Annotated in this window: 18 protein-coding genes; 8 read left to right on the forward strand and 10 right to left on the reverse strand. The window is 63.7% G+C overall.

Features of this window, described 5'->3' with window-relative positions; all coding sequences use genetic code 11:
* A partial coding sequence (locus tag VDP82_RS02775; protein ID WP_323013308.1) for an aminotransferase class III-fold pyridoxal phosphate-dependent enzyme occupies positions 1 to 823 on the reverse strand: 823 nt, incomplete at its 3' end.
* Positions 824 to 1,060: 237 nt separating this feature from the next.
* Between VDP82_RS02775 and VDP82_RS02780 the strand changes: the two genes are divergently transcribed.
* Positions 1,061 to 1,774 carry a FadR/GntR family transcriptional regulator gene (locus VDP82_RS02780; RefSeq protein WP_323013309.1) on the forward strand — a complete coding sequence of 238 codons (714 nt, stop codon included), beginning with the start codon at positions 1,061 to 1,063 and terminating at the stop codon, positions 1,772 to 1,774.
* Here VDP82_RS02780 and VDP82_RS02785 read toward each other — a convergent pair.
* The 6 genes from VDP82_RS02785 to VDP82_RS02810 form a co-directional block, all read right to left on the reverse strand.
* On the reverse strand, positions 1,746 to 2,474 hold the full coding sequence (locus VDP82_RS02785) for an amino acid ABC transporter ATP-binding protein (protein WP_323013310.1): 729 nt from the start codon (positions 2,472 to 2,474) through the stop codon (positions 1,746 to 1,748). The two genes, VDP82_RS02780 and VDP82_RS02785, sit on opposite strands and share 29 nt — an antisense overlap.
* Complete coding sequence (locus VDP82_RS02790; RefSeq protein WP_323013311.1) at positions 2,461 to 3,108, reverse strand: amino acid ABC transporter permease; 648 nt, start codon at positions 3,106 to 3,108, stop codon at positions 2,461 to 2,463. The genes VDP82_RS02785 and VDP82_RS02790 overlap by 14 nt, the downstream gene beginning before the upstream one ends.
* A gap of 12 nt (positions 3,109 to 3,120) precedes the next feature.
* Complete coding sequence (locus VDP82_RS02795; RefSeq protein ID WP_323013312.1) at positions 3,121 to 3,816, reverse strand: amino acid ABC transporter permease; 696 nt, start codon at positions 3,814 to 3,816, stop codon at positions 3,121 to 3,123.
* 144 nt (positions 3,817 to 3,960) lie between these two features.
* On the reverse strand, positions 3,961 to 4,752 hold the full coding sequence (locus tag VDP82_RS02800) for a transporter substrate-binding domain-containing protein (protein WP_323013313.1): 792 nt from the start codon (positions 4,750 to 4,752) through the stop codon (positions 3,961 to 3,963).
* 76 nt (positions 4,753 to 4,828) lie between these two features.
* Positions 4,829 to 6,259, reverse strand: coding sequence for an amidase (locus VDP82_RS02805; RefSeq protein ID WP_323013314.1), 1,431 nt, complete (start codon positions 6,257 to 6,259; stop codon positions 4,829 to 4,831).
* Between the two features lie 184 nt (positions 6,260 to 6,443).
* Positions 6,444 to 7,121 carry a GntR family transcriptional regulator gene (locus VDP82_RS02810; RefSeq protein ID WP_323013315.1) on the reverse strand — a complete coding sequence of 226 codons (678 nt, stop codon included), beginning with the start codon at positions 7,119 to 7,121 and terminating at the stop codon, positions 6,444 to 6,446.
* A gap of 199 nt (positions 7,122 to 7,320) precedes the next feature.
* Between VDP82_RS02810 and VDP82_RS02815 the strand changes: the two genes are divergently transcribed.
* The 6 genes from VDP82_RS02815 to VDP82_RS02840 all read left to right on the forward strand — a co-directional run bounded on the left by VDP82_RS02815 (position 7,321) and on the right by VDP82_RS02840 (position 15,682).
* Positions 7,321 to 8,430 (forward strand): enolase C-terminal domain-like protein, encoded by a 1,110-nt coding sequence (locus VDP82_RS02815; RefSeq protein ID WP_323013316.1) that lies wholly within the window; start codon positions 7,321 to 7,323, stop codon positions 8,428 to 8,430.
* Positions 8,431 to 8,447: 17 nt separating this feature from the next.
* Entirely contained in the window at positions 8,448 to 9,446 is a 999-nt protein-coding gene (araD1, locus tag VDP82_RS02820; protein WP_323013317.1) for an AraD1 family protein, read from the forward strand.
* 23 nt (positions 9,447 to 9,469) lie between these two features.
* Positions 9,470 to 11,002, forward strand: a complete 1,533-nt coding sequence (locus VDP82_RS02825) for an altronate dehydratase family protein (protein WP_323013318.1) — start codon at positions 9,470 to 9,472, stop codon at positions 11,000 to 11,002.
* Between the two features lie 251 nt (positions 11,003 to 11,253).
* Complete coding sequence (locus VDP82_RS02830) at positions 11,254 to 13,071, forward strand: diflavin oxidoreductase (protein WP_323013319.1); 1,818 nt, start codon at positions 11,254 to 11,256, stop codon at positions 13,069 to 13,071.
* Positions 13,071 to 14,777, forward strand: coding sequence for an NADPH-dependent assimilatory sulfite reductase hemoprotein subunit (locus tag VDP82_RS02835; protein ID WP_323013320.1), 1,707 nt, complete (start codon positions 13,071 to 13,073; stop codon positions 14,775 to 14,777). Before VDP82_RS02830 ends, VDP82_RS02835 begins: the two co-directional genes overlap by 1 nt.
* Positions 14,778 to 14,815: 38 nt before the next feature.
* The gene (locus VDP82_RS02840; protein WP_323013321.1) at positions 14,816 to 15,682 is read left to right on the forward strand and encodes a sulfurtransferase; all 867 of its coding nucleotides are present in this window, start codon (positions 14,816 to 14,818) and stop codon (positions 15,680 to 15,682) included.
* Between the two features lie 36 nt (positions 15,683 to 15,718).
* Here the strand turns inward: VDP82_RS02840 and VDP82_RS02845 are convergent, their stop codons facing one another.
* From VDP82_RS02845 to VDP82_RS02855, 3 genes are read right to left on the reverse strand one after another with little or no spacing between them, the layout of a single operon-like run.
* On the reverse strand, positions 15,719 to 16,777 hold the full coding sequence (locus VDP82_RS02845) for an ABC transporter ATP-binding protein (protein ID WP_323013322.1): 1,059 nt from the start codon (positions 16,775 to 16,777) through the stop codon (positions 15,719 to 15,721).
* Positions 16,774 to 18,330 carry an iron ABC transporter permease gene (locus tag VDP82_RS02850; protein ID WP_323013323.1) on the reverse strand — a complete coding sequence of 519 codons (1,557 nt, stop codon included), beginning with the start codon at positions 18,328 to 18,330 and terminating at the stop codon, positions 16,774 to 16,776. The genes VDP82_RS02845 and VDP82_RS02850 overlap by 4 nt, the downstream gene beginning before the upstream one ends.
* 37 nt (positions 18,331 to 18,367) lie before the next feature.
* Complete coding sequence (locus tag VDP82_RS02855; RefSeq protein WP_323013324.1) at positions 18,368 to 19,372, reverse strand: iron ABC transporter substrate-binding protein; 1,005 nt, start codon at positions 19,370 to 19,372, stop codon at positions 18,368 to 18,370.
* Positions 19,373 to 19,518: 146 nt separating this feature from the next.
* Here VDP82_RS02855 and VDP82_RS02860 point away from each other — a divergent pair, with 146 nt between their 5' ends.
* Positions 19,519 to 20,781, forward strand: coding sequence for an imelysin family protein (locus tag VDP82_RS02860; protein WP_323013325.1), 1,263 nt, complete (start codon positions 19,519 to 19,521; stop codon positions 20,779 to 20,781).
* Positions 20,782 to 20,915 lie beyond the last annotated feature (134 nt).

The following is a 20,915-nucleotide window of genomic DNA, read 5'->3' on the forward strand; positions in this document are numbered from 1 at the left end:
TCTGGCTGCCGAACCATTGCCCAGTGCGCCCGAACCCGCACACCACCTCGTCAACGAGAAAGAGAATCCCGTATTTGCGCAGCACTGCCTGCATGGCCGGGAAATAGCCATCGGGCGGGATGACGACACCGCCCCCTGCATTGACCGGCTCGGCGATGAAGGCAGCGATGGTGTCCGCGCCCTCGCGCAATATGACCTCTTCGAGCTCATTGGCCAGGCGGGCGACGAATTCGGCGTCGCTCTCGCCCTCGAACTTGCCCCGATAGGGGTCGGGGGCCGAGACATGGACGATGCCCTCGAGCGGCAGGCCAAATTCGCGGTGCATATGGGGCAGGCCGGTCAGCGACGCGGCGAAGATGGTCGAGCCATGGAAGGCGCGGTTGCGCGCGATGATCTTACGGCGCGACATCTGGCCCAGGGCGCGGAAATGCAGCCAGGCGAGTTTGACCATGGTCTCGATGGCTTCCGAGCCCGAGGTGGCAAAAAAGATATGCGCCTCGGGAATGGGCACCAGCGCGGCAATGGCGGCCGCCGCCTCGATGGCCGCCGGCGAGGCCCGGCCGCCGAAGCTGTGATAGAAGGCAAGGTTCTCATAAGCCGCCTGCGCCGCCTTGGCGATGCGCTGATTGGAAAAGCCCAGCGAGGCGCACCAGAGCCCCGCTAGCACATCCAGATACCGTCGGCCGTTGCTGTCGGTGACATAGGCCCCCTCGCCCTTGGTCATGATCAGCGGCCCGTTGGCGTCCAGCGCCTGCGGGTTGGTCTGCGAATGCAGGTGATAGCGGATGTCGTTATCGCGGAGCGAATTGGAGCGGGCGTTCATGTCGGGTCCTCGATGCTCTCCCGGCCGGGTGGTGTTGGGAAAGGCTGGATTGCATTTTGGACTATCCAATTTGGTATTACCAATTTCGTCAAGCCCACTGAAGCAATTTTCGTCCAGCCTTGGCGTGCAGGATGGGACGGGTTCGGCCGGATTGCCGGTTTGCAACCCTGCCGAAGCGATGCTAGAGCCTCGTGAGGGGCCTCGCCTTGAGGCGCGGGGAAAAACACAGAGGCAAGATTGAGCGACAGCCAGAGGGCCTATGAGGCCATTGCCGCCGAGATCTCCGCGCTCATCCAGAGCAAATATGAAATCGGCGACCGGCTGCCGGCCGAGCGCGACCTGGCAACCCGCTTCGGCGTTTCCCGCCCCACTATCCGCGAGGCGCTGCTGCTGCTCTCTCTCAGCGGCCAGGTCGAGGTGCGCAAGAACAGCGGCGTCTACGTCACGGGGCGGCAGGCCAAGATCGATCTGTCCGAAACCGGTGCGGGTCCGTTCGAGAACCTGGACGCCCGCCTCATCATCGAGCCGGAGCTGGCAGCCATTGCGGCCGCCAATGTGAGCGACAGGCTCATCGCCCAACTCGCCGATGCACTCGCCATCATGCGGCATGAACATGCGCTGGGTAAGGAAGCCGAAACCGGCGATCACCGTTTCCATCTTGCCATCGCCTCGGCATCGGGCAACGCCACCCTGGTCAATATCGTGGACATGCTTTGGACCACCCAGCTCAAATCAAGGATTTGGGAGGAGATCCATCGCAGCATGCCCATGCAGGCCTATTGGCAGACCTGGCTGGAAGATCACGAAAAGGTCTTCGACGCCATCAAGGCGGGCAATGCCAAGGCCGCGCGCCAGGCGATGGCGCGGCACATCAAGAATATCCACGCCATCCTGCTTTCCGAATCCTCCCCGGCGAAACGGGTCAGTCCGTCTGCGCCAGGAAAGCCTTGAATTCCGGCGTCGAGGGCGCCGAGAACAACTGCTCGGGCGGTCCTTCCTCGATGATCCGGCCATCATGCATGAAGATCACGCGATCGGCGACCCTGCGCGCAAAACCCATCTCATGGGTCACCACCACCATGGCCATGCCCGACTGGGCAAGCGAGGCCATCACCGCCAGCACTTCCCCGGTCAATTGCGGGTCCAGGGCCGAGGTGACCTCGTCGAACAGCATGAGTTTGGGCTCCATCGCCAGCGAGCGCGCAATGGCGGCGCGCTGCTGCTGGCCGCCGGAAAGGCGGTCTGGATAGGCGTCGAACTTGTCCAGCAGCCCCACCTTGTCCAGCACCTCGCGCGCCTTGCGGGCCATCTCCTTGCGCGGCACCTTCTTGACCAGATGCGGGGCCAGCATGATGTTCTCGCCCACCGTCATATGGGGGAAGAGATTATACTGCTGGAAGACGATGCCGACGTCCCGGCGCAGGGCGCGCAGCGCCTCGCCCGAATAGATCATCTCATGGCCCGCCACCTCGACGCTGCCGGCCTGGATCTGCTCCAGCCCGTTCAGGCATCGCAGCAGCGTCGACTTCCCCGAGCCGCTGCGCCCCAGCAGCACCAGCACTTCTCCCGATTCCACGGTCAGGCTGATGTCGCGCAGAACGACAGTCTTGTTGTAGCTTTTGCTGATATTCTTGGCTTTAACGACCGACATTGAGGCGACTTTCTAGCTTGCGGCTAAGGACGGACAGCGGGAAGCAGATGACGAAATAGATGAGGCAGACGATGGCGTAGACATTCATTGGCGCCATGGTCGCATTATTCATCATCGCCGCTCCGCGCATGAGTTCCGTCATGCCCACGATGCTTGTGAGGGAGGTGTTCTTTACGATCTGCACGAAGAAGCCGACCGTGGGTGGAGTGGCCAGGCGGATGGCCTGGGGCAGGATGACATGGCGGAAGCTCTGCCAGGGCGTCAGGGCCAGTGCATCGGCGGCCTCGAATTGCTGGCGCGGAACCGCCTCGATCGAGCCGCGCCAGATATCGCCCAGAAAGGCTGAGGCGAAAAAGGTGAGAGCCAGGCCCGCCGCGACGATCGCCGGAAGCCGGAAGCCCAACAGGCTCAGCCCGAAATAGACGATGAAGAGCTGCATGAGCAGCGGCGTGTTCTGGAAGAGTTGCACATAGGCGCTGGAAACGGCGCGCAACACCCGATGGCGGGAAACCCGCGCCATGGCGATCACGAACCCGACCAGCCCGCCCATGCCGAAGGTGAGCAGGGACAGGTAGATCGTCCACTGCGCCGCCTCGATGAGGAAGACGATTTCGGGGAAACCAAAAGTACGCATGCCGGCTCTCCTCTAGTTCGCCGACCGGCGGCGCCAGGGCCAGGCATAGGCCGCGATGGAAACCAGGATCGCCCGGAGCAGGAAGGCGAGGCCGAAATAAAGAGCCGTGACCACGAGATAGGTCTCGAATGTGCGGAAGGTCTCGGACTGGATACGGCCCGCCGCCGAGGTCAGCTCCTGCACGGCGATGACCGAGACGATGCTCGAGCCCAGCATTTGCAGGATGAACTGGCTGGTGAGCGCGGGAAAGACCTTGGCCAGGGCCGGGGGCAGTTTGATGCGCAGGAAAATCTGGGTTGGTGTCAGCGCCAGACTTTCGGCGGCCTCCACCTGCGGGCGGGGGATGGCGTCGATACCGGCGCGCACGATCTCGGTGATATAGGCGCCCAGATTGACGCTGAGCGCGATAATGGCGAGCCAATAGGGGGCGGGGCGGATCGGCATGCCCAAAAGGGCTATGAATTGTGGAATGCCGAAGGTCACCATGAACAATTGGGCAAGGAAAGGCGTGTTGCGGATGGTCTCGACATAGACTGCGGCAATGCCACGCGCGACCGCGCCGCCTTCGGTCCGCATACGCGCGAAAACGACCCCGATGACGAAGCCGGCCACAATGGCCACGATTGAAAGTTGAACCGTCATCAACAGGCCCGACCAGATCAGGTCGAACCTCTGGAAGACCGGGCCGAACTGGAGAACGTAGTCCATGGGGCACCTTTGCTGTTTCGGGATGACGCATGGAAAGTGGCGTGTCGCCAGCGTCTCGAGCCGGGGCCGGGCAGGGATGCAGGAAGGGGCATCCGGCATCCCCGCGAGGCGAGATGCGCCGGGAGAACTCCCGGCGCGCCCCCGTTAGTTGAGCGGCGGCAGGTCGATGCCGAGCCATTCCTGGTGCAACTGGGCCAGGTAGCCATTGTGCCGGTTGAAGAAGATCCAGGTGTTGACCCAGTTCAGCAGGTCGAGATCGGCCTGGCGCAGCGCGATGGCGGCATAGGTGGAATAGGCGTCGAACTTGATCTCGAATTCCTTGTCCGGGAAGCGTTCGGCCAGGTCGGCGGCGACGCTGGCGCCGAAGGCGGTGGCGTCGATCTGGCCGGTGGCCAGGGCCTGGATCACGGTGGCGTCGTCGTCATAGCGGCGGATGTCGGCTTCCGGCGCGTTACGCGAGATGATGTCGTCCTGCATGGTGCCACGGGTGAGGCCGATCACCTTGCCGGCGGTGTCCTCATAGTTGGACAAATCCACCGACTTGGAGGCGATCACGGTCATGGGGAACGAGGTATAGGCGTTCGAAAGTGCTACGGCGGCGGCGCGCTGCGGGTTGATGCCCACGGTGGCGATCACCATGTCGGCGCGGTTGGAAACCAGCGTCGGGATGCGGTTGGCGCCGGTCACCACGACCAGTTCCAGTTCCACGCCCAGATCGCGGGCAATCGCCTTGGCGATCTCGATGTCCATGCCCTCGACATCGTTGTTAGCGCCGATCTGGCTGTAGGGCGGCACGTCGTTCTGCACGCCGATAACGATCTTGTTGGCCGACAGGATCCGGTCGATGGCCGACTGGGCATGGGCCGGCAGAACGGAAGAAACGGCAGTCAATGCGGTCAGCGCCAGGGCCAACCCTGTTTTCTTGACGAAGTTCATTTTGTTTCCCTTGGTTGAGCGCGCTGGGGACGGCGCGATGTTCCCTCTGCGCGCTTTCACGCGCGACCCCGGTCGATTACCGAAAGCTGTCGAAACTCGGCCGCTGGCGGTAAACTGGATGTGCTGCTTCGAAGGCGGCGGAGGCCTGGAGCACGCCCAGATCGTCGAAGCGCCGCCCCACGATCTGCAGGCCGATGGGCAGGCCGTTGGCATCGAAACCGCACGGAACGGAAGACGCCGGATTGCCCGAAAGATTGAACGGATAGCTGAACTCGGCCCAGGCCATCCAATCCCACTCATGCTGGGGCCAGTGGTCCGGCCGCATCTGCTGGGGCGGAAAGGCTGCGACGGAGGCCGATGGGGTCAGCAGGAAGTCCCAACCTTCGAGGAATTCCTGCATCTCGGCGATATATTCATATTTGCTCTGACGCTGGTTGAGGAATTCGGCCGATGTGTAATTGGCGCCGGCATGCAGGCAGGCGACGAAATCGGCGCCCATCTGCGGCTCCCATTCCTTGAGGATGTCGGCGCGGCGCGCCTCCTTGGCCGCCCAGAGAAAGCGGGCGACGTCCTTGCCCTTGGGCCCCCATGGGGTTGCCACTTCCTCGACATGAGCGCCCAATTCGGAAAAGATCGCCGCCGCCTTGCGGATGGCTGCTTCCACGTCCGGATCGACCCGTGCATGATCGAGGTCGAGGCTGAGAGCGATGCGCTTGCCCTTCATCGAGGTTTCGAGCAGGGCGAGGTAGTCGGCCGGAGGCGCCTCGCAACTGGTGTGGTCGAGATGGTGCGGACCCGACATGATGCGCAGCATCAGGGCGCTGTCGGCAACCGTGCGGGTCATCGGGCCGATATGGGTCGCATAGTCATTGTTGGAAACCGGCACATGCGGCACGCGGCCATAGGTGGGCTTCAATCCGAAAATGCCGCAGAAATGGGCTGGCATGCGGATCGAGCCGCCGCCGTCTGAACCCAGATGCAGGGGGCCAAAGCCGGCAGCGGAGGAAACCCCGGCGCCAGCCGAGGAGGCGCCGGCATTGAGGCCCTTGGCCCAGGGATTATGGGTGACGCCGGTCAGCGGGCTCCAGCTCAGGCCCGACCAGGCCAGCTCCGAAGTGGTGGTTTTGCCCAGCACCACGGCGCCGGCCTCTCGCAGTCTTTCGACCACGACATTGTCCGTCTTGGCGACCGGATTGGTGGCGCTCAGCCATTTCGAGCCCATCTCGGTCTTGATGCCGGCAACGTCATAGGCATCCTTGATGGTGACAGGAACGCCCAGCAGTGGCGCGTTGTGCCCTTCGCGGCGCTGCTTGTCGGCCTTGGCCGCATCGCGCAAGGCCTCTTCGGCCATGACCACGGTAAAGGCATTGAGCGCGGGGTTGACCTCCGCGATGCGTTCCAGAACGGCAGTGGTCACCTCTACCGAAGACAGCTTGCCTGAAGCATAGGCCTCGCGCAGCTCCAGTGCGGTCATATAGCCAATTTCGGAATTCTTGTCGAAATCCACTGCCAACTTCATTCCCCTGTAAACATGGTGGGCGGCATCCGGTTGATTCTGGAAATCCATGCCGTCCTCTTTATTGGTCAATCCATTTTGGTATGACCAGTTATGAGACTACCCCATAATCCGGCGATGTAAAGAGCCTTCCGCCGTAATGCTCCTGCGCACTGAAAAGTCAGCGCGTTTCGGGCTATGCGAGGCTCTTTTCCCGCAATTCTGCCAAGGCCAGGATGATGTCGTTGGTGGCGTAGTCGATATCGTTGCGGATGCCCTGGCGGGCTGCTTCGGGGTCTCGTTCGTCCAGGGCGCGCATGACGGCTCCATGGTGGTCATCGCTCCGCTCGAGCGGAGCCGTGGCGGATCGCGAGAGCAGATATTGCAGTGGGCCGTTGCGCAGCCAGAGCCCCTTGATCATTTCGAGCAGGAAGGGCATCCGGGCGGCGGCATAGACCTTGAAGTGAAAATCGCGATTGGCTTCCAGCATGCGTCGCGCATCGCCGGCACGGCGCGCATGGGCATAGGCGTCGCAATCCACCCTTATGTCGGCAAACTCGCCGGCGCTGCCCTTGCTCGCCGCTTCCGCTGCCGCAAAGCCCTCCAGCTCCATGCGGATGCGACGAATTTCCCGCACTTCCGCCGCCAGGGGGATGGGGACGCTGATCGTGCGGTTGGAGCCCATTTCCAGGACGCGTTCGCCCACCAGGCGGTTGAGGGCGTCGCGTACCGGCGTCAGGCTGGCGCCGAATTCGGCGGCAACGTCGCGCAGGATGAGCTTGGCGCCCGGAGCATACAGGCCATCCTGAAGGTCCTGGCACAATTTGTTATAAACTTTTTCAGCGAGATGCGGCTCGCCTGTGCCCCTGGCCACTCGTTCACTCATTAATTTCTTGAACCCGCTCTGCCTGTGCCTTGGATTTTGTTATATCAACAGTTGACATTTGTTGCAACATATATTGTTTTGGCGTCGATTTTGAGCGTGCGAGGCCATTGTGAAAATAGTCAGAGTCGAAGCGATCCGCGTCCCGGAGCCCGTTTGGACCAATCCCGCCTGGTGGAGCACCAGCCCCATGGATGCGCTGTATGAGGCAGGGGACCGTCAGCTTGTCGGGGCGATGGGGCTGTTCAACAAGCCGATTTCGGCCGCTGGGGAAGACATTTTCGCCATCGTCGTTCGGCTGACGGCCGAAAACGGCATGTGCGGCCTGGGCATTGTCGGGCTGGGCTCAGAAGCCCTGGCCAGCATCGTCGAGACCCGGCTGGCGCCGTTGGTCATTGGTCGCAGTGCGTTCGATGTCGAGCTGATCTGGGAGATGATGTTCCGCAGCACCATCAATATCGGGCGCAAGGGCCTGGTGCTCGAGGCCATCAGCGGTGTCGATATCGCCCTGTGGGATATCATGGGCAAGGTGACGGGCCGGCCTGTCTTCGATCTGATGGGTGGTCGAACCAGAGAGCGCATCCGTGCCTATGCCAGCGCCGGCTACGCCATGGAAGATCTCGACGAGGTGGTCGAGATGGCCAGGGGCTATCGGGAAGCGGGCTTTACCGCCATGAAGATGCGTTTCGGCTGGGGGCCGCGCGACGGTCGGGCCGGCATGCGGCGCAATGTCGAAATGATCCGCCGACTGCGCGAAGCCATCGGCGACGACATGGAACTGATGACCGACGCCTATATGGGCTGGACGGTGCAATACGCCATGGAGATGCTGCCGCTCATCGAGCCCTATGACATCGCCTGGGTGGAAGAGCCCCTCATTCCTGAGGATTATGATGGCTACGCAAGGCTGCGCGCCGCCTCCAGGATCGCCATTGCCGGAGGGGAGCACGAATTTACCCGATACGGTTTCAAGCAGCTCATTACCCAGGGCTGCGTCGATATCGTTCAGCTCGACGTCAACCGCTGCGGCGGCTTCACCGAGGCGCGCAAGATCGTGGCCTTGGCGCAGGCACATAATCTGCCGGCCGTTCCGCACGCTCCCGACATCCACAATGTCCATCTGGTCATGTCGAGTATCAACATGCCGCTGATCGAGCACTTTCCCTATCACGGGCGCGATGGCGATACTTTCCTGGGCGAGCTGGTCACCGGCGCGCCCGAGGTGCGCGACGGCTACATGTATGTCGAGGACAAGCCCGGCCTGGGCGTCGAGCTCAACCCTTCCATCGTCACCGCCTAGCTCCAGGAGCACTCGATATGCGGCTCGTTCAGTTTCGTACCCCTGATGGCCTGCGCCATGTCGGCGTAGTCCAGTCGGATGGAAACAGCCTCGCCATGCTGGCAGGCGTGGAAACCACGTATGCGCTGGCGCTCTCCGCAATTGCCAATGGGCAGGGGCTGGAAGCCGAAATTGCCGGTCTAGGACGCGAGCCGGGACCGGGGCTCGATGACCTCGTCGCCAGCGGCGCGCTGTTGCCGCCGCTCGATCATCCCGAGCCGAGTCGTTTCTGGCTGACCGGTACCGGCCTCACCCATATCGGCAGCGCCCAGGCGCGCGATCATATGCACGAGCTGGCCCATAGCGATGGCGAGGCCGGCCTCACCGACTCCATGAAAATCTTCAAGATGGGCCTTCAGGGCGGCAAGCCTGGCAAGGGCAAGGTCGGGGTGCAGCCGGAATGGTTCTACAAGGGCACCGGCACCAGCCTCGTTGCCCCCGAAGCCGACATGCCCATGCCTGCCTTCGCCCTGGCCGGCGGGGAGGAGGCCGAGATCGTCGGGCTCTATGTCATCGGCCCCGACGGCACGCCCTGGCGCATCGGCTATGCGCTGTCCAACGAGTTTTCCGATCAGGTCACCGAGGCGCAGAACTACCTCTATCTCGCCCATTCCAAGCTGCGGGCCTGCTCCATGGGGCCCGAACTGCTGGTGGGCGAACTGCCCGAGGATGTGCGCGGCAGCGTCCGGGTCATCCGCGACGGCAAGCTGGTCTGGGAGGGCGAGTTTGCCAGCGGCGAAGCCAATATGTCCCATTCCATCGAGAACTTGGAACACCACCACTTCCGCTACGACATGTTCCGGCGCCCTGGCGATCTGCATGCGCATTTCTTCGGCGCGCCGATCCTGAGCTGCGCCAATGGGGTGGAGACCCGCGATGGTGATCTTTTCGAGATCGATGTGCCCCAGTTCGGCCGCCCCCTGCGCAACCGGATGCGGCGCCAGCCTGCAATTCCCGTCACCGTCAAGGCGCTTTAGGCGCCGTCGCTGAAAGGCCGATCATGATCTATAATTCCACCGCTCTTCTCGTGCTCGGCCAGGACGACGACATCGCTATTGCGCGCCGTGATATCGCCCAGGGGGAACATCTGGACGAGATAGACGGCGCCTCCCGCGCGCCTATCCCCTTCGGCCACAAGGTCGCTCTGCGCCCGCTGGCCCAGGGTCAGCCGGTGCGCAAATACGGCCAGACCATCGGCATCGCCAAGGCGGACATCCTGCCAGGAGACCACGTTCATACCCATAATATGGGTATGACAGATGTGACGCTGCATCATGAATATTCGGTCGATGCCCGCGAGCCGGATTATGTCGCGCCTGAGGCGGTGCGCAGTTTCATGGGCTACAAGCGCGCCTCGGGGCGCGTCGGCACCCGCAATTACGTGGCGATCATTTCCTCGGTGAATTGTTCGGCCACGGTCTGCCGTGCAGTGGCCGAGCATTTCAAGGATCGCGAGATCATGCGCCGCTATCCCAATGTGGATGGCGTCGTCGCCTTCATCCATGGCAGTGGCTGTTCGAGCAACGGCTATGCGGAGGGCTATAGCTATCTGACCCGAACCCTGACCGGCTATGCCCGCAACCCCAATGTCGGGGCGGCGCTGTTCATCGGGTTGGGCTGCGAGACCAACCAGGTTACGCTGATGCTGGAAGAGCACGCCATGCAGACGGGTGCACGCATCTGTCAGATGAGCACTCAGGGGATCGGCGGCACGCGCAAGACCATCGAGGCTGCTATCGCCGCCGTCGAAGACCTCCTCGGTGTCGCCAATGAAGACAGGCGCTCCCCTCAGCCGCTATCTGAACTTGTCGTTGCCCTGCAATGCGGTGGTTCGGACGCCTATTCGGGCATTTCCGCCAATCCGGCGCTGGGCTATGCCAGCGATCTGCTGGTGCGCCACGGTGCCACGGCCATTCTAAGCGAGACCCCGGAAATCTATGGCGCTGAGCACCTGCTGACCCGGCGCGCCGCCGATGCCGGTATTGCCGAGGCCCTGCTCGCCCGCATCGACTGGTGGAAGCACTACACCTCCCGCAACAATGCCGAACTCGACAACAACCCCTCCCATGGCAACAAGGAGGGGGGCCTGACCACCATTCTCGAAAAATCGCTGGGCGCGGTGGCCAAGGGCGGCACCTCCCGCCTTAACGCCGTTTATGAATTCGCCCAGCCGGTGACCGCCCATGGGCTGGTCTTCATGGATACGCCGGGCAATGATCCCGTCGCCGTGACCGGTCAGGTCGCCGGCGGCGCCAACCTTGTCTGCTTTACCACCGGGCGCGGCTCCACCTCGGGCTTCAAGCCGGCGCCCTGCATCAAGATCGCATCCAACACGCCCATGTATGAGCGCATGAGCGACGACATCGACATCAATTGCGGCGATATCGTTTCGGGCGATGAGACCATTTCGGAGGCCGGAGCGCGGATTTTCGAGCTCGTCGTCAGGATCGCCTCGGGTGAGCACACCAAGAGCGAAGACTTCGGCTACGGCGACAATGAATTCGTCCCCTGGGTCGTTGGGGCGGTGATGTAGGCAGGGTGGGGCCCAAAACTGCCCTTGCGGTGCGTTACGTTTTTTCCTGGGGAAGCGGTACGAAGCTGCGTTGGAAAGGCTTCGAGTGGAACGAGTTTGCGCGCGGGCGTTTGCTTGATATCGCTGCATTCTTTTTGGTTTTATTCACCAGTAACATTCATTTGACCGTGATATAAACCGCAATCAATTCTCGCCCCTGTCGGGCGGCTCGGCGCGTCCGCAAGGCCCAAGGACGCGAGGTACCCGCCTACATGACCACGACGAGCTTTCCCGGACCGGGGCTGAGCGAGGAGCAATGGGCGCGCCTCAAGGCTCTGGCCATCTCCCTCTCTCCCGAGCAATCGAACTGGATCGGGGGCTATTTTACCGGCTATGCCGATGCGGCGCGTGGGCTAGTCGGCGCGATGGTGGCAGAGCCTCCGGTGTCGGTGCCCGTGCCGATGGAAGCCGCGGCGCAGCGCAGCCTTACCGTGCTTTACGCCAGCGAGACCGGGACTGCCATGGGCCTGGCCGAAGAGGCGCGCCAGCATGCGGCCGGCAAAGGCCTGACAGTCAAGCTGCACGATCTCGCCGATTACAAGCCCGCTGCCCTCAAGGATGAGCAGGACGTGCTGCTCATCGCCAGCACCCATGGCGAAGGCGAGCCGCCCCAGCCGGCGCTGGACTTCTTCGAAACCCTGGGCGGGCGCAAGGCGCCGCGCCTTCAGGGGGTGCGCTTCGCCGTATTGGCGCTGGGCGATTCCACCTATGAATTCTACTGCCAGACCGGCAGGACACTCGACAGCCGGCTTGCCGAACTGGGCGGAGAACGTCTCAAGCCGCGCATCGACTGCGACGTCGACCAGATCGGGGAAGGTCGGCGCTGGTTTGCCGCCCTCATCGAGGGGTTGGCGGATACACCGGCGCAAGCCCCGGCAACGGTTTCCCTCGCGCCGGTAGGCGCGCCAGTCCAGACGCACGGCGAGAACAATCCCTTCCACGCCGAAATTCTCGAAAACATCGCCATTACCGGGCGCGGATCCAGCAAGCAGACGCGCCATGTCGAACTGAGCCTGGAAGGCTCGGGGCTTACCTATATGCCCGGCGATGCGCTGGGCATCGTGCCGCGCAACAGCGCGCGGCGGGTGGAGGAGGTGTTGGCGGCAGCGGGGCTGGCGGCATCGGCGCGAGCCACACTCGATGACGGTGAGCATGAACTGGGTGCGCTGCTGGAAACCGGATTCGAGATCGCGGCCGCAACGCCGCGTTTTCTCGATCACTGGGCCAGCCTCAGCGACGCCGCCGCCTTGCGCGAACTGGCGCAGCCGGACCGGGCCTCCGGACGCAATGAATGGCTCAGGAGCCACCATGTCGTCGATATTCTCCGCCTGTTTCCGGTCAAGGGTCTCGACGCTACCCGTTTCATAGCGGGTCTGCGCCGGTTGCAGCCGCGCTTTTATTCCATCGCCTCGAGCCAGGAGGCGCAGGGTGGCGATGTGCACCTGACCGTTTCGACGGTGCGCTATGAGCTGCATGGGACACAGCGCGAAGGCGTGGTCAGCGGCGCGCTGGCAGGGTTGGCGGAAGGCGAAACCCTGCCAGTCTTCATGCGCGCCAATCCTCACTTCCGACTGCCGGCAGACGATGTGCCCATGGTGATGATCGGGGCAGGGACGGGTATCGCCCCCTATCGCGGTTTTGTGCAGGAGCGCGCCCTGCGCGGAGCCGCCGGACGTTCCTGGCTGATTTTCGGAGATCGTAACTTCCGTAGCGATTTTCTCTATCAGGCCGAGTGGCAGGCCCACCAGAAGGCCGGTGCTCTTTCGCTGATCGACGCGGTGTTCTCCCGCGATGGCGCACAAAAGTCTTATGTGCAGGACCGCCTGCGCGAGCGGGCGGCCGAGCTTTATGCCTGGCTGGAGGAGGGGGCGCATCTTTACGTGTGCGGCGATGCCGCCGGCATGGCACCCGACGTGCACCAGGCGTTGATCGAGGCGGTGGCGGCGGCCAGTGGCCGCGATGACGAGGCGGCGAAGGACTATGTCCGCGCCCTCCAGCGCGACGGGCGCTACCAGCGGGATGTTTACTGATGGACAAGGCCCTCCCCACCGACCGCAGCGCCGATCTTTCCCAGCCGCTTGACCGGCTGGGACCGGACGAAACGCTCAAGCATGAAAGCGACCAGCTTCGCGGCACCATTTTGCAGAACCTGGCCGATGGGGTGACCTGGTCGGTGAGCCAGTCCAACGCCAAGCTGCTCAAATTCCAGGGCATCTACCAGCAGGACGACCGCGATGTGCGCGAGGAAAGGCGGCGGCAGAAGCTTGAGCCGGCCTATCAGTTCATGGCGCGGGTGCGCCTGCCCGGCGGCGTGTGCACGCCCGCGCAATGGCTCAGGATCGACAGCCTGGCGCGGCGCTATGGCGGCGACACGCTGCGCCTGACGACCCGCCAGACCTTCCAGTTTCATTGGCTGCTGCGCCATGGCTTGCGCCCCGTCCTTCAGGGGCTGCATGAGGTCGGGCTCGATACGGTGGCCGCCTGCGGCGACGATTCCCGCGGGGTGATGTGCGCCGTCAATCCCGAGCTGTCGGCGCTCCATGCCGAACTGGCCGCACTCGCCCAGGCATCCAGCGACCGGGCCATCCCGCGTATGCGGGCCTATCGGGAAATCTGGTATGGCGAGGCGCGCCAGCCACAGAAGGGCCCGGAGGAGCCCTTCTACGGCACCACCTATATGCCGCGCAAATTCAAGATCGGCTTCGTGCTGCCGCCCAGCAACGATATCGACGTCTATGCCCAGGATCTGGGTTATATCGCCATTGTCGAGAACGGCGAAATCATCGGCTTCAACGTTGCTATCGGCGGCGGGATGGGGCGCACCGACCGCGTGTCGACCACCTATCCGCGCCTGGCCAGCGTCATCGGCTATATTCCCAAGGATCGGTTCTTTCTCACCACCGAGGCGGTGATGAGCGTGCAGCGCGACTATGGCAATCGCGCCGACCGGACGCGGGCGCGCTTCAAATACACTATCGACGACAAGGGATTGGGCTGGGTGGCCGACGAGATCGCGCGCCGGCAAGGCTTTGCCTTCGAGCCGGCGCGGCCGGTCAGCTTTACCGGCAATGGCGACACGCTGGGCTGGAGCAAGGGCGAGGATGGGCGCCACCATTTCACCCTTTATATTCGCAGCGGGCGGCTGAATGCCGGTTCGCGTGACGGCCTCATGGACGGGCTGCGTGCGGTCGCGGAAGTGCACAAGGGCAGTTTCCGTCTCACCCCGAACCAGAACCTCATCATCGCGGACATTACCCCGCGCGAGCGCGGCCGCATCTCCGAGCTAATGGCCGCGCACGGGCTGGACAGCACGTTCAGCGGCAGCGCCTTGCGCCAGCATGCCATGAGCTGCGTGGCCTTTCCCACCTGCGGTCTGGCCATGGCGGAAAGCGAGCGCTACCTGCCCGATCTTCTGGAAAGGCTGGAGCCGCTGCTGGAAAAGCACGGCCTCACCGATACGCCCATCACCCTGCGCCTCAGCGGGTGCCCCAATGGCTGCTCGCGCCCCTATATCGCCGAGATCGCGCTGACCGGGCGCGCGCCGGGCAAGTACAATCTCTATATCGGCGGCGGCTTCCATGGTGAGCGCCTGGGCACGCTGGTGAAGGAAAATGTCGGTGAGGCCCAGATCCTGGGCCATCTCGACACGTTGTTCGGCCGCTACGCCGCCGAGCGTTCCCCCGACGAGCACTTCGGCGATTTCTGCACCCGCATCGGCGCAGCCGAGGCCGCCTGAAGCTCTTCCCCATTCCTCTCACAGAAAGGTATATTCCCTTGAGCACCATCCCCGAAGGCCCGCTGGTTACTGCCGACTGGACCGCCGCCAATCTCGAAAATCCCAAGGTTCGCATCTTCGAGGTGAGCGTCGACCCTCAGGTCTATGCCGCCGCCCATATACCGGGCGCGGTCAATCTCGACTGGCATGTCGACCTGGTCGACACCGTCAACCGCGACATCGCCTCGCGTGAAAAGCTGGAAGCTAAGCTGCGCGCCGCCGGCGTCGAAAGGGACAGCACCATCGTCATCTATGGCGATCACAACAACTGGTTTGCCGCCTGGGGCGCCTGGGTGCTGGATGTCTATGGACTGGGCGCGCAGGTGAAGCTGCTCGACGGCGGCCGCAAGCTCTGGGAAGCGCGCGGCCTGCCGCTCAATGCCGAAGTGCCCGCGCCCAAGCCGTCTGCCATCACCCTGTCGTCGCGCAACGAAAAGCTGCGGGCGCGGCTGGTCGACGTGCTCGCCGTGGCCGAGGGCCGCACGGCCGGCAATCTCGTCGATATCCGCTCGCCCGACGAATATTCCGGCAAGATTTTCGCACCCGAAGGGGTCAAGGAGCTCTCGATCCGCGCCGGCCACGTGCCGGGGGCCGTCAACGTGCCCTGGGCCACCATCGTGAATGAGGATGGCACCTTCAAGTCGGTCGATGAAATTCGCCGCATCTATGCCGATAAGGGCGTCGATGGCAGCAAGCCCGTCATCACCTATTGCCGCATCGGCGAGCGCTCCAGCCATTCCTGGTTCGCGCTCAAGCGCATCCTGGGCTACGAGGTGCGCAACTACGATGGGTCCTGGACCGAATATGGCAACGCCGTGGGCGTGCCGGTGCAGAACGACACCGGCACGGTCTGGCTCGGCAAGTAGACCAAGGACAAGGGGCGATCCGCCGGTATGGGCGGGTTACCCCTCGAACACATGGGCGGTGCCGGTCAATCGGATCGACACCAGGCTGCCCGGCGTCAGCGGGGCGGCGCCGGGGACGCGCAAGGTAAAGACGCTGGCGGTCTCCAGCACCGGTTCACGGCTTTCTTGCTGCGGCAGGTGCTCGACGATGGTGCGCCAGCTCGCGCCCTCGAAACTCTGTGAGACGACACGCGCCCGCGTACCGCCTTCCGTCTCCGCAGGCATGAGACGGAGCTGTTCGGGGCGGAGCATGATCGTCTTGCGCCCTGCGGCGGCATTGACGGGTACCGGGCCGAGCAATGTATGGGCCAATCCGTCCTCCACCATGGCGGGAAGAATGATGGCCTCGCCGAGAAACCGCGCTGTCGCCGGATCGACCGGATGCAGATAGAGCGATTGCGGAGTGCCGGACTGGATAAGGCGCCCCTCGCGCATCACCGCGAGCAGGTGGGCGAAGGACAGGGCTTCGGCCTGGTCATGGGTGACCAGGATGGTGGTGATGCCCGCCTCGCCCAATATCGCGGCCACCATGTCGCGCATGGCCTCGCGCAGACCGGCATCGAGCGCCGAAAACGGCTCGTCCAGCAGCATGATGCGCGGTTTGCGAGCCATGGCGCGTGCCAGGGCGACGCGTTGCTGTTGGCCGCCGGAAAGTTCATGCGGCCGGCGTGAGCCGAAATCGGGCGGCAAGCCCACCTGCTGCAACAGCTCTGCCACCCGCTCTTGCCGGCCAGCCGTCCGCGCAAGGCCGAAGCCGATATTGGCCGCGATGGACAGATGGGGGAAAAGTGCCCCTTCCTGCGGGACATAGCCGATGTCGCGGCGATGCGGGGGAACAAAGCCAGCTTCGCCATTGAGCGGCTCTCCTCTAAGCAGGATCCGGCCGGCATCGGGGGCTTCGAAGCCGGCGATCAGGCGCAGAAGGCTGGTCTTGCCCGAGCCCGAGGGGCCGACAATGGCCATGCGCGCCCCGGCGGGAACAGCAAGATCGACCGTGTTGACGGCAACGACGTGCCCATAGGATTTGCTCAAGGCGGAAAGGACGAGCTCGCTCATCGCACGGGCCTCGCATCGGCTTCGACGCGCAGCAGGATGACCAGCGGCAGCGACAGCGCCACCATCAATACCGCATAGGGCGCCGCAGCGGCGAAATTGAGCTCGCTGGTATAGCTCCAGAAACGCATGGCCAGCGTCCTCGTGCCGTTGGGTGCCAGCATCAGCGTGCCGGTCAGCTCATTGGCGATGCCCAGGGCCACCAGCGCTGCACTGGCGGCGGCGCCGGGCGCGGCCAGCCGCATCGTGGTGTGCCAGATGGCCAGCAGGGGCGGGCGGCCGAGATTGGCGGCGACGCGTTCGAGTTCCATCGGCGCCTGTGCGATGCTGGCGCGCAGCCCCACCAGGGCCCGGGGCAGGAACATCAGCATATAGGCGAGCAGAAGCGTCGGCACGCTTTGATAGAGCGGCTGGATGAAGCGCACCGCAATGGTGACCAGCGCCAATGCAACGATGACGCCGGGCAGGGCGCCGACATAATAATGGCTGGCCTCGAGCAGCTTTTGCAGCCGGCTCGGCCGTCGGATGCTGAGCCAGGCCATGGGAAAGGCCGCCAGCGTAGTCAGGAATGCGCCGCAAAGAGCGAGCAGCGCTGTCTGCCACAGCGCCTCGCCGATGATATCCAGCCGCCATATCCCCGCTCCGCCCTGCACCAGCCAGCGCCCCAGGGTGAGAAAGGGAACGCCTAGCGTCAGCCCGACGAAACCGGCAAGCACAAGAAGCAGCGGCCAGGCGAGCGCGCCGAGAGAGTGCGGCCGCCCCGGCCGGGCGGCGCCGGAGCCGACGCGGGCATAGCGCTCGTCACCGCGCAGGGTGATTTCGAGCAGCAGCAGGGCAAAGCAGGCCAGCACCAGAACACCCCCCAGCAGGTTCGCCGCCGCCCCGTTATAGACGGCCTGGAACTGGTCGACGATGGCGGTGGCGAAGGTGTCGAAGCGGGTGAGTACGAAAAGCCCGTATTCGGCCAGCAGATGCAGCCCCACCAGTAGCCCGCCCCCGCAAAGGGCAAGGCGCAATTGGGGCAGCGTGACGGAGAAGAACACCTGAACAGGTGTGCGCCCAAGGGTGCTCGCCGTCTCTTCCAGCACGGGGTCCAGGCGCCGCAACTGCGCGGCAACCGGCAGGTAGAGAAAGGGCAGATAGGCCAGCACCGAGACCAGAACGGCGGCCCAGAGCCCGTGAAAGCCCGGAGCGATCGAGTTCCAGGCATAGCTATGGACGAAAGCGGGCACCGCGAGCGGAGCGACGAACAACCAGGACCATAGCTTGCGCCCTGGCAGGTCGGTGCGCTCGACCAGAAAGGCCAGCGCGACGGAAAGGAAGAGGCAGAGCGGCAGCGCCAGGCCTAAAAGGAGTGCGCTGTTGACCAGGAGCTGGCCCACTTTACGGCGGAACACCATCTGGACCACCGTCTCCCAGCCGCTGTCCACGGCGATCCATGCTACGAAAGCCAGCGGCAGCAGGCTGAGCAGCGCCACCAGCGCGGCAAACGTCAGCAGCAGGGCTTGCCCCCGACCCGAAGCGGAGCGGCCTGGTAGGGACAGCGCACTCAGCATGGAAGGGTCTTCAAAGCCATGTGCCGTGCCGATGGAGCTAGAGCAGATCGGCCGCGATCATCAGCTCGACCACCTTGCGGTTGTCGAGCTGGGCGGGGTCGATCGGAGGGGCATCGAGATCGGAAAGGGGGACGAGTGCCGGATTGGCCGGTTCGTTCACCCCCACTGTATATTCGAAGGATTGGCCCTCGCGCAGCACCGCCTGTCCCTTGGGGCCGGTGATGAAGCGCAGGAAGTCGAGCGCGGCCTGCTTGTGCCGGCTCGAGGCCAGAAGTCCGGCGCCGGAAAGCGAGACGAAGGCGCCGGGGTCCTGATGACCGAAATAGTGCAGCTCGGTCTTGTCGCTGTTCTCGCCCGTGCCGGCCCGGTCGCCGAACCAGTAGTAATGATAGATCAGCGCCCCTTCCACTTCGCCATTATTGGAGGCGGCCAGGGCAGCGCGATTGCCGCGCACGATGAGGGCATTGCGCTTGAGCCCTTCAAGCCACTGCGCCGTGGCCTCTTCCCCTTCAAGAACCAGATAGGCGGCGATCAGAGCCTGGAAGTCGGCGCCGCTGGGCGAAGCCGCCCACCGGCCTTGCCATTGGGGCTCGGCCAGTTCGGCCATCGTCCGGGGCAAGCCACTTTCGGGCAGCTTTTCGGTATTATAGGCAAAGACCGTCGAGCGCGCCGCGATGCCGACCCAGTGGCCATCGCCGGGGCGATATTGCGGCGGCACCGCGGCCAGCACATCCTCGGGCAGGGGCTCGAAAAGCCCGGCATTGTCGACCAGAACCATGGCGGGGGAATTTTCGGTGAGGAAAAGGTCAGCCGGCGAATTGGCCCCTTCCTGTACGATCTGGTTGCCCACTTCCAGATCCGCACCCTGGCGGAGGATGACGGGAATGCCCGTCTCTTCGGTGAAGGCGCTGGCCCATTCCTGCGCCAGCGTTTCATGCTGGGCATTATAGATGACGAGGCTTTCGTCCTGCGCCCGCGCAGGAGTTGCGAGGCAAAGAAGAAGCGTGAAGCCGAGCCGGGGCAGGAGGGAGAGACGGGCCATGATCTGTTCCGCGTGGTCGGGGAAGGATTAGCGCATAATCAAACAGGAACGACAGAGTCAATTTTTGCAGCGCCCCGCATGGCGACAGTTGATTTACGAAGATGACTGCAATAGTCCACTTATATCACGTCATTGGAGGATCGGTCATGCCCCTGTTCGGAAAGTCCGCTTTGCGCGGCCTTGCCCTCGCCCTAACGCTTTCTGTCGCACCGATGGCGCTGGCGGCAGCGCCCGCAGATACTGACGTTCTTTCCACCTACGCCGATATTGCGCTGGCCGGCTATGAGGATTCCCTGACCCAGGCCAAGGCACTCGAAGCGGCCGTGGACGCGCTGATCGCCAATCCGGGCGAAGGGACCTTGCAGGCGGCCAAGGACGCTTGGAAGGCTTCGCGTATTCCCTATCAGCAGACCGAGGCCTTCCGTTTCGGCAACCCGATCGTGGATGAGTGGGAAGGCCGGGTGAATGCCTGGCCGCTCGACGAAGGGCTCATCGACTATGTCGATGCCAGCTATGGCAGCGAAAGCGACAGCAATGCGCTTTACGTCGCCAATGTCATTGCCAATCCGCGCATTACCATCGATGGCAGCGAAGTGGATGCCAGCCAGATCACCCCCGCTTTCCTTCAGGACGTGCTGCAGGAAGCGGCTGGGGTCGAATCCAACGTCGCCACCGGCTACCATGCCATCGAGTTCCTCCTTTGGGGGCAGGATCTGAACGGCACCGGGCCGGGCGCTGGCGAACGGCCGTATACCGACTATTCCACCGCAGACCATGCCGACCGCCGTGCTGCTTATTTGAAGGCCGCCACCAGCCTGCTGGTCAGCGATCTCGAGGAAATGGTGGCCAATTGGCAGGCCGATGGCGCCGCCCGCGCCGCGTTGCCCGAGCAGGGCATTTCCACCATCCTGACCGGCATGGGCTCGCTCAGCTTCGGCGAACTGGCCGGCGAGCGTATGAAGCTGGGCCTTCTGCTGCACGATCCCGAGGAAGAGCATGACTGCTTCTCGGACAACACCCATGTGTCGCACCTCAACGACGCCATCGGCATCCGCAATGTCTATCTCGGCCACTATGTCCGCATCGACGGTTCGGTGGTCGAAGGCCCCTCGCTTTCCGACGTTATTGCCGACAAGGACGCAGCGCTCGATGGCGAGATCAAGGCGCTGCTCGATGACACCATCGCCAAGATGAATGTGATGGCGGCGCGTGCCGAAGGCGGTGAAGCCTATGACCAGCAGATCGGTGAAGGCAATGTCGAGGGCAATGCCGTGGTGCAGGCTGCGATTGACGGGCTCATCGCCCAGACCCGCGGCATCGAACGCGCCGTGGCCCTGTTGCAGCTTCAGGATGCGGTGACCATCGAGGACAGTGATTCCCTCAGCAATCCCGACGCCGTTTTCGAATGATTATCGCTGGCGGGGCGGCCAGCCGCTTCGCCCGGGGCCGCCCATCATGAAAATCCGCCTCACCCTCGCTCTCGTTGCCCTGCTCGCATGTGGCATGGCCATGGGAGAGGATGAGGCGGTGCGCTCCGATATCG

This window comes from Devosia sp. (assembly GCF_034675085.1).
Taxonomy (GTDB): Bacteria; Pseudomonadota; Alphaproteobacteria; order Rhizobiales; family Devosiaceae; genus Devosia.

Coding starts and splice junctions, on each gene's coding strand:
- VDP82_RS02860 (WP_323013325.1), top strand. CDS start 19,519: ATGCCCCTGTTCGGAAAGTCCGCTTTGCGCGGCCTTGCCCTCGCCCTA.
- araD1 (WP_323013317.1), top strand. CDS start 8,448: ATGCGGCTCGTTCAGTTTCGTACCCCTGATGGCCTGCGCCATGTCGGC.
- VDP82_RS02795 (WP_323013312.1), bottom strand. CDS start 3,816: ATGGACTACGTTCTCCAGTTCGGCCCGGTCTTCCAGAGGTTCGACCTG.
- VDP82_RS02785 (WP_323013310.1), bottom strand. CDS start 2,474: ATGTCGGTCGTTAAAGCCAAGAATATCAGCAAAAGCTACAACAAGACT.
- VDP82_RS02830 (WP_323013319.1), top strand. CDS start 11,254: ATGACCACGACGAGCTTTCCCGGACCGGGGCTGAGCGAGGAGCAATGG.
- VDP82_RS02825 (WP_323013318.1), top strand. CDS start 9,470: ATGATCTATAATTCCACCGCTCTTCTCGTGCTCGGCCAGGACGACGAC.
- VDP82_RS02790 (WP_323013311.1), bottom strand. CDS start 3,108: ATGCGTACTTTTGGTTTCCCCGAAATCGTCTTCCTCATCGAGGCGGCG.
- VDP82_RS02845 (WP_323013322.1), bottom strand. CDS start 16,777: ATGAGCGAGCTCGTCCTTTCCGCCTTGAGCAAATCCTATGGGCACGTC.
- VDP82_RS02835 (WP_323013320.1), top strand. CDS start 13,071: ATGGACAAGGCCCTCCCCACCGACCGCAGCGCCGATCTTTCCCAGCCG.
- VDP82_RS02855 (WP_323013324.1), bottom strand. CDS start 19,372: ATGGCCCGTCTCTCCCTCCTGCCCCGGCTCGGCTTCACGCTTCTTCTT.
- VDP82_RS02850 (WP_323013323.1), bottom strand. CDS start 18,330: ATGCTGAGTGCGCTGTCCCTACCAGGCCGCTCCGCTTCGGGTCGGGGG.
- VDP82_RS02800 (WP_323013313.1), bottom strand. CDS start 4,752: ATGAACTTCGTCAAGAAAACAGGGTTGGCCCTGGCGCTGACCGCATTG.
- VDP82_RS02815 (WP_323013316.1), top strand. CDS start 7,321: ATGGATGCGCTGTATGAGGCAGGGGACCGTCAGCTTGTCGGGGCGATG.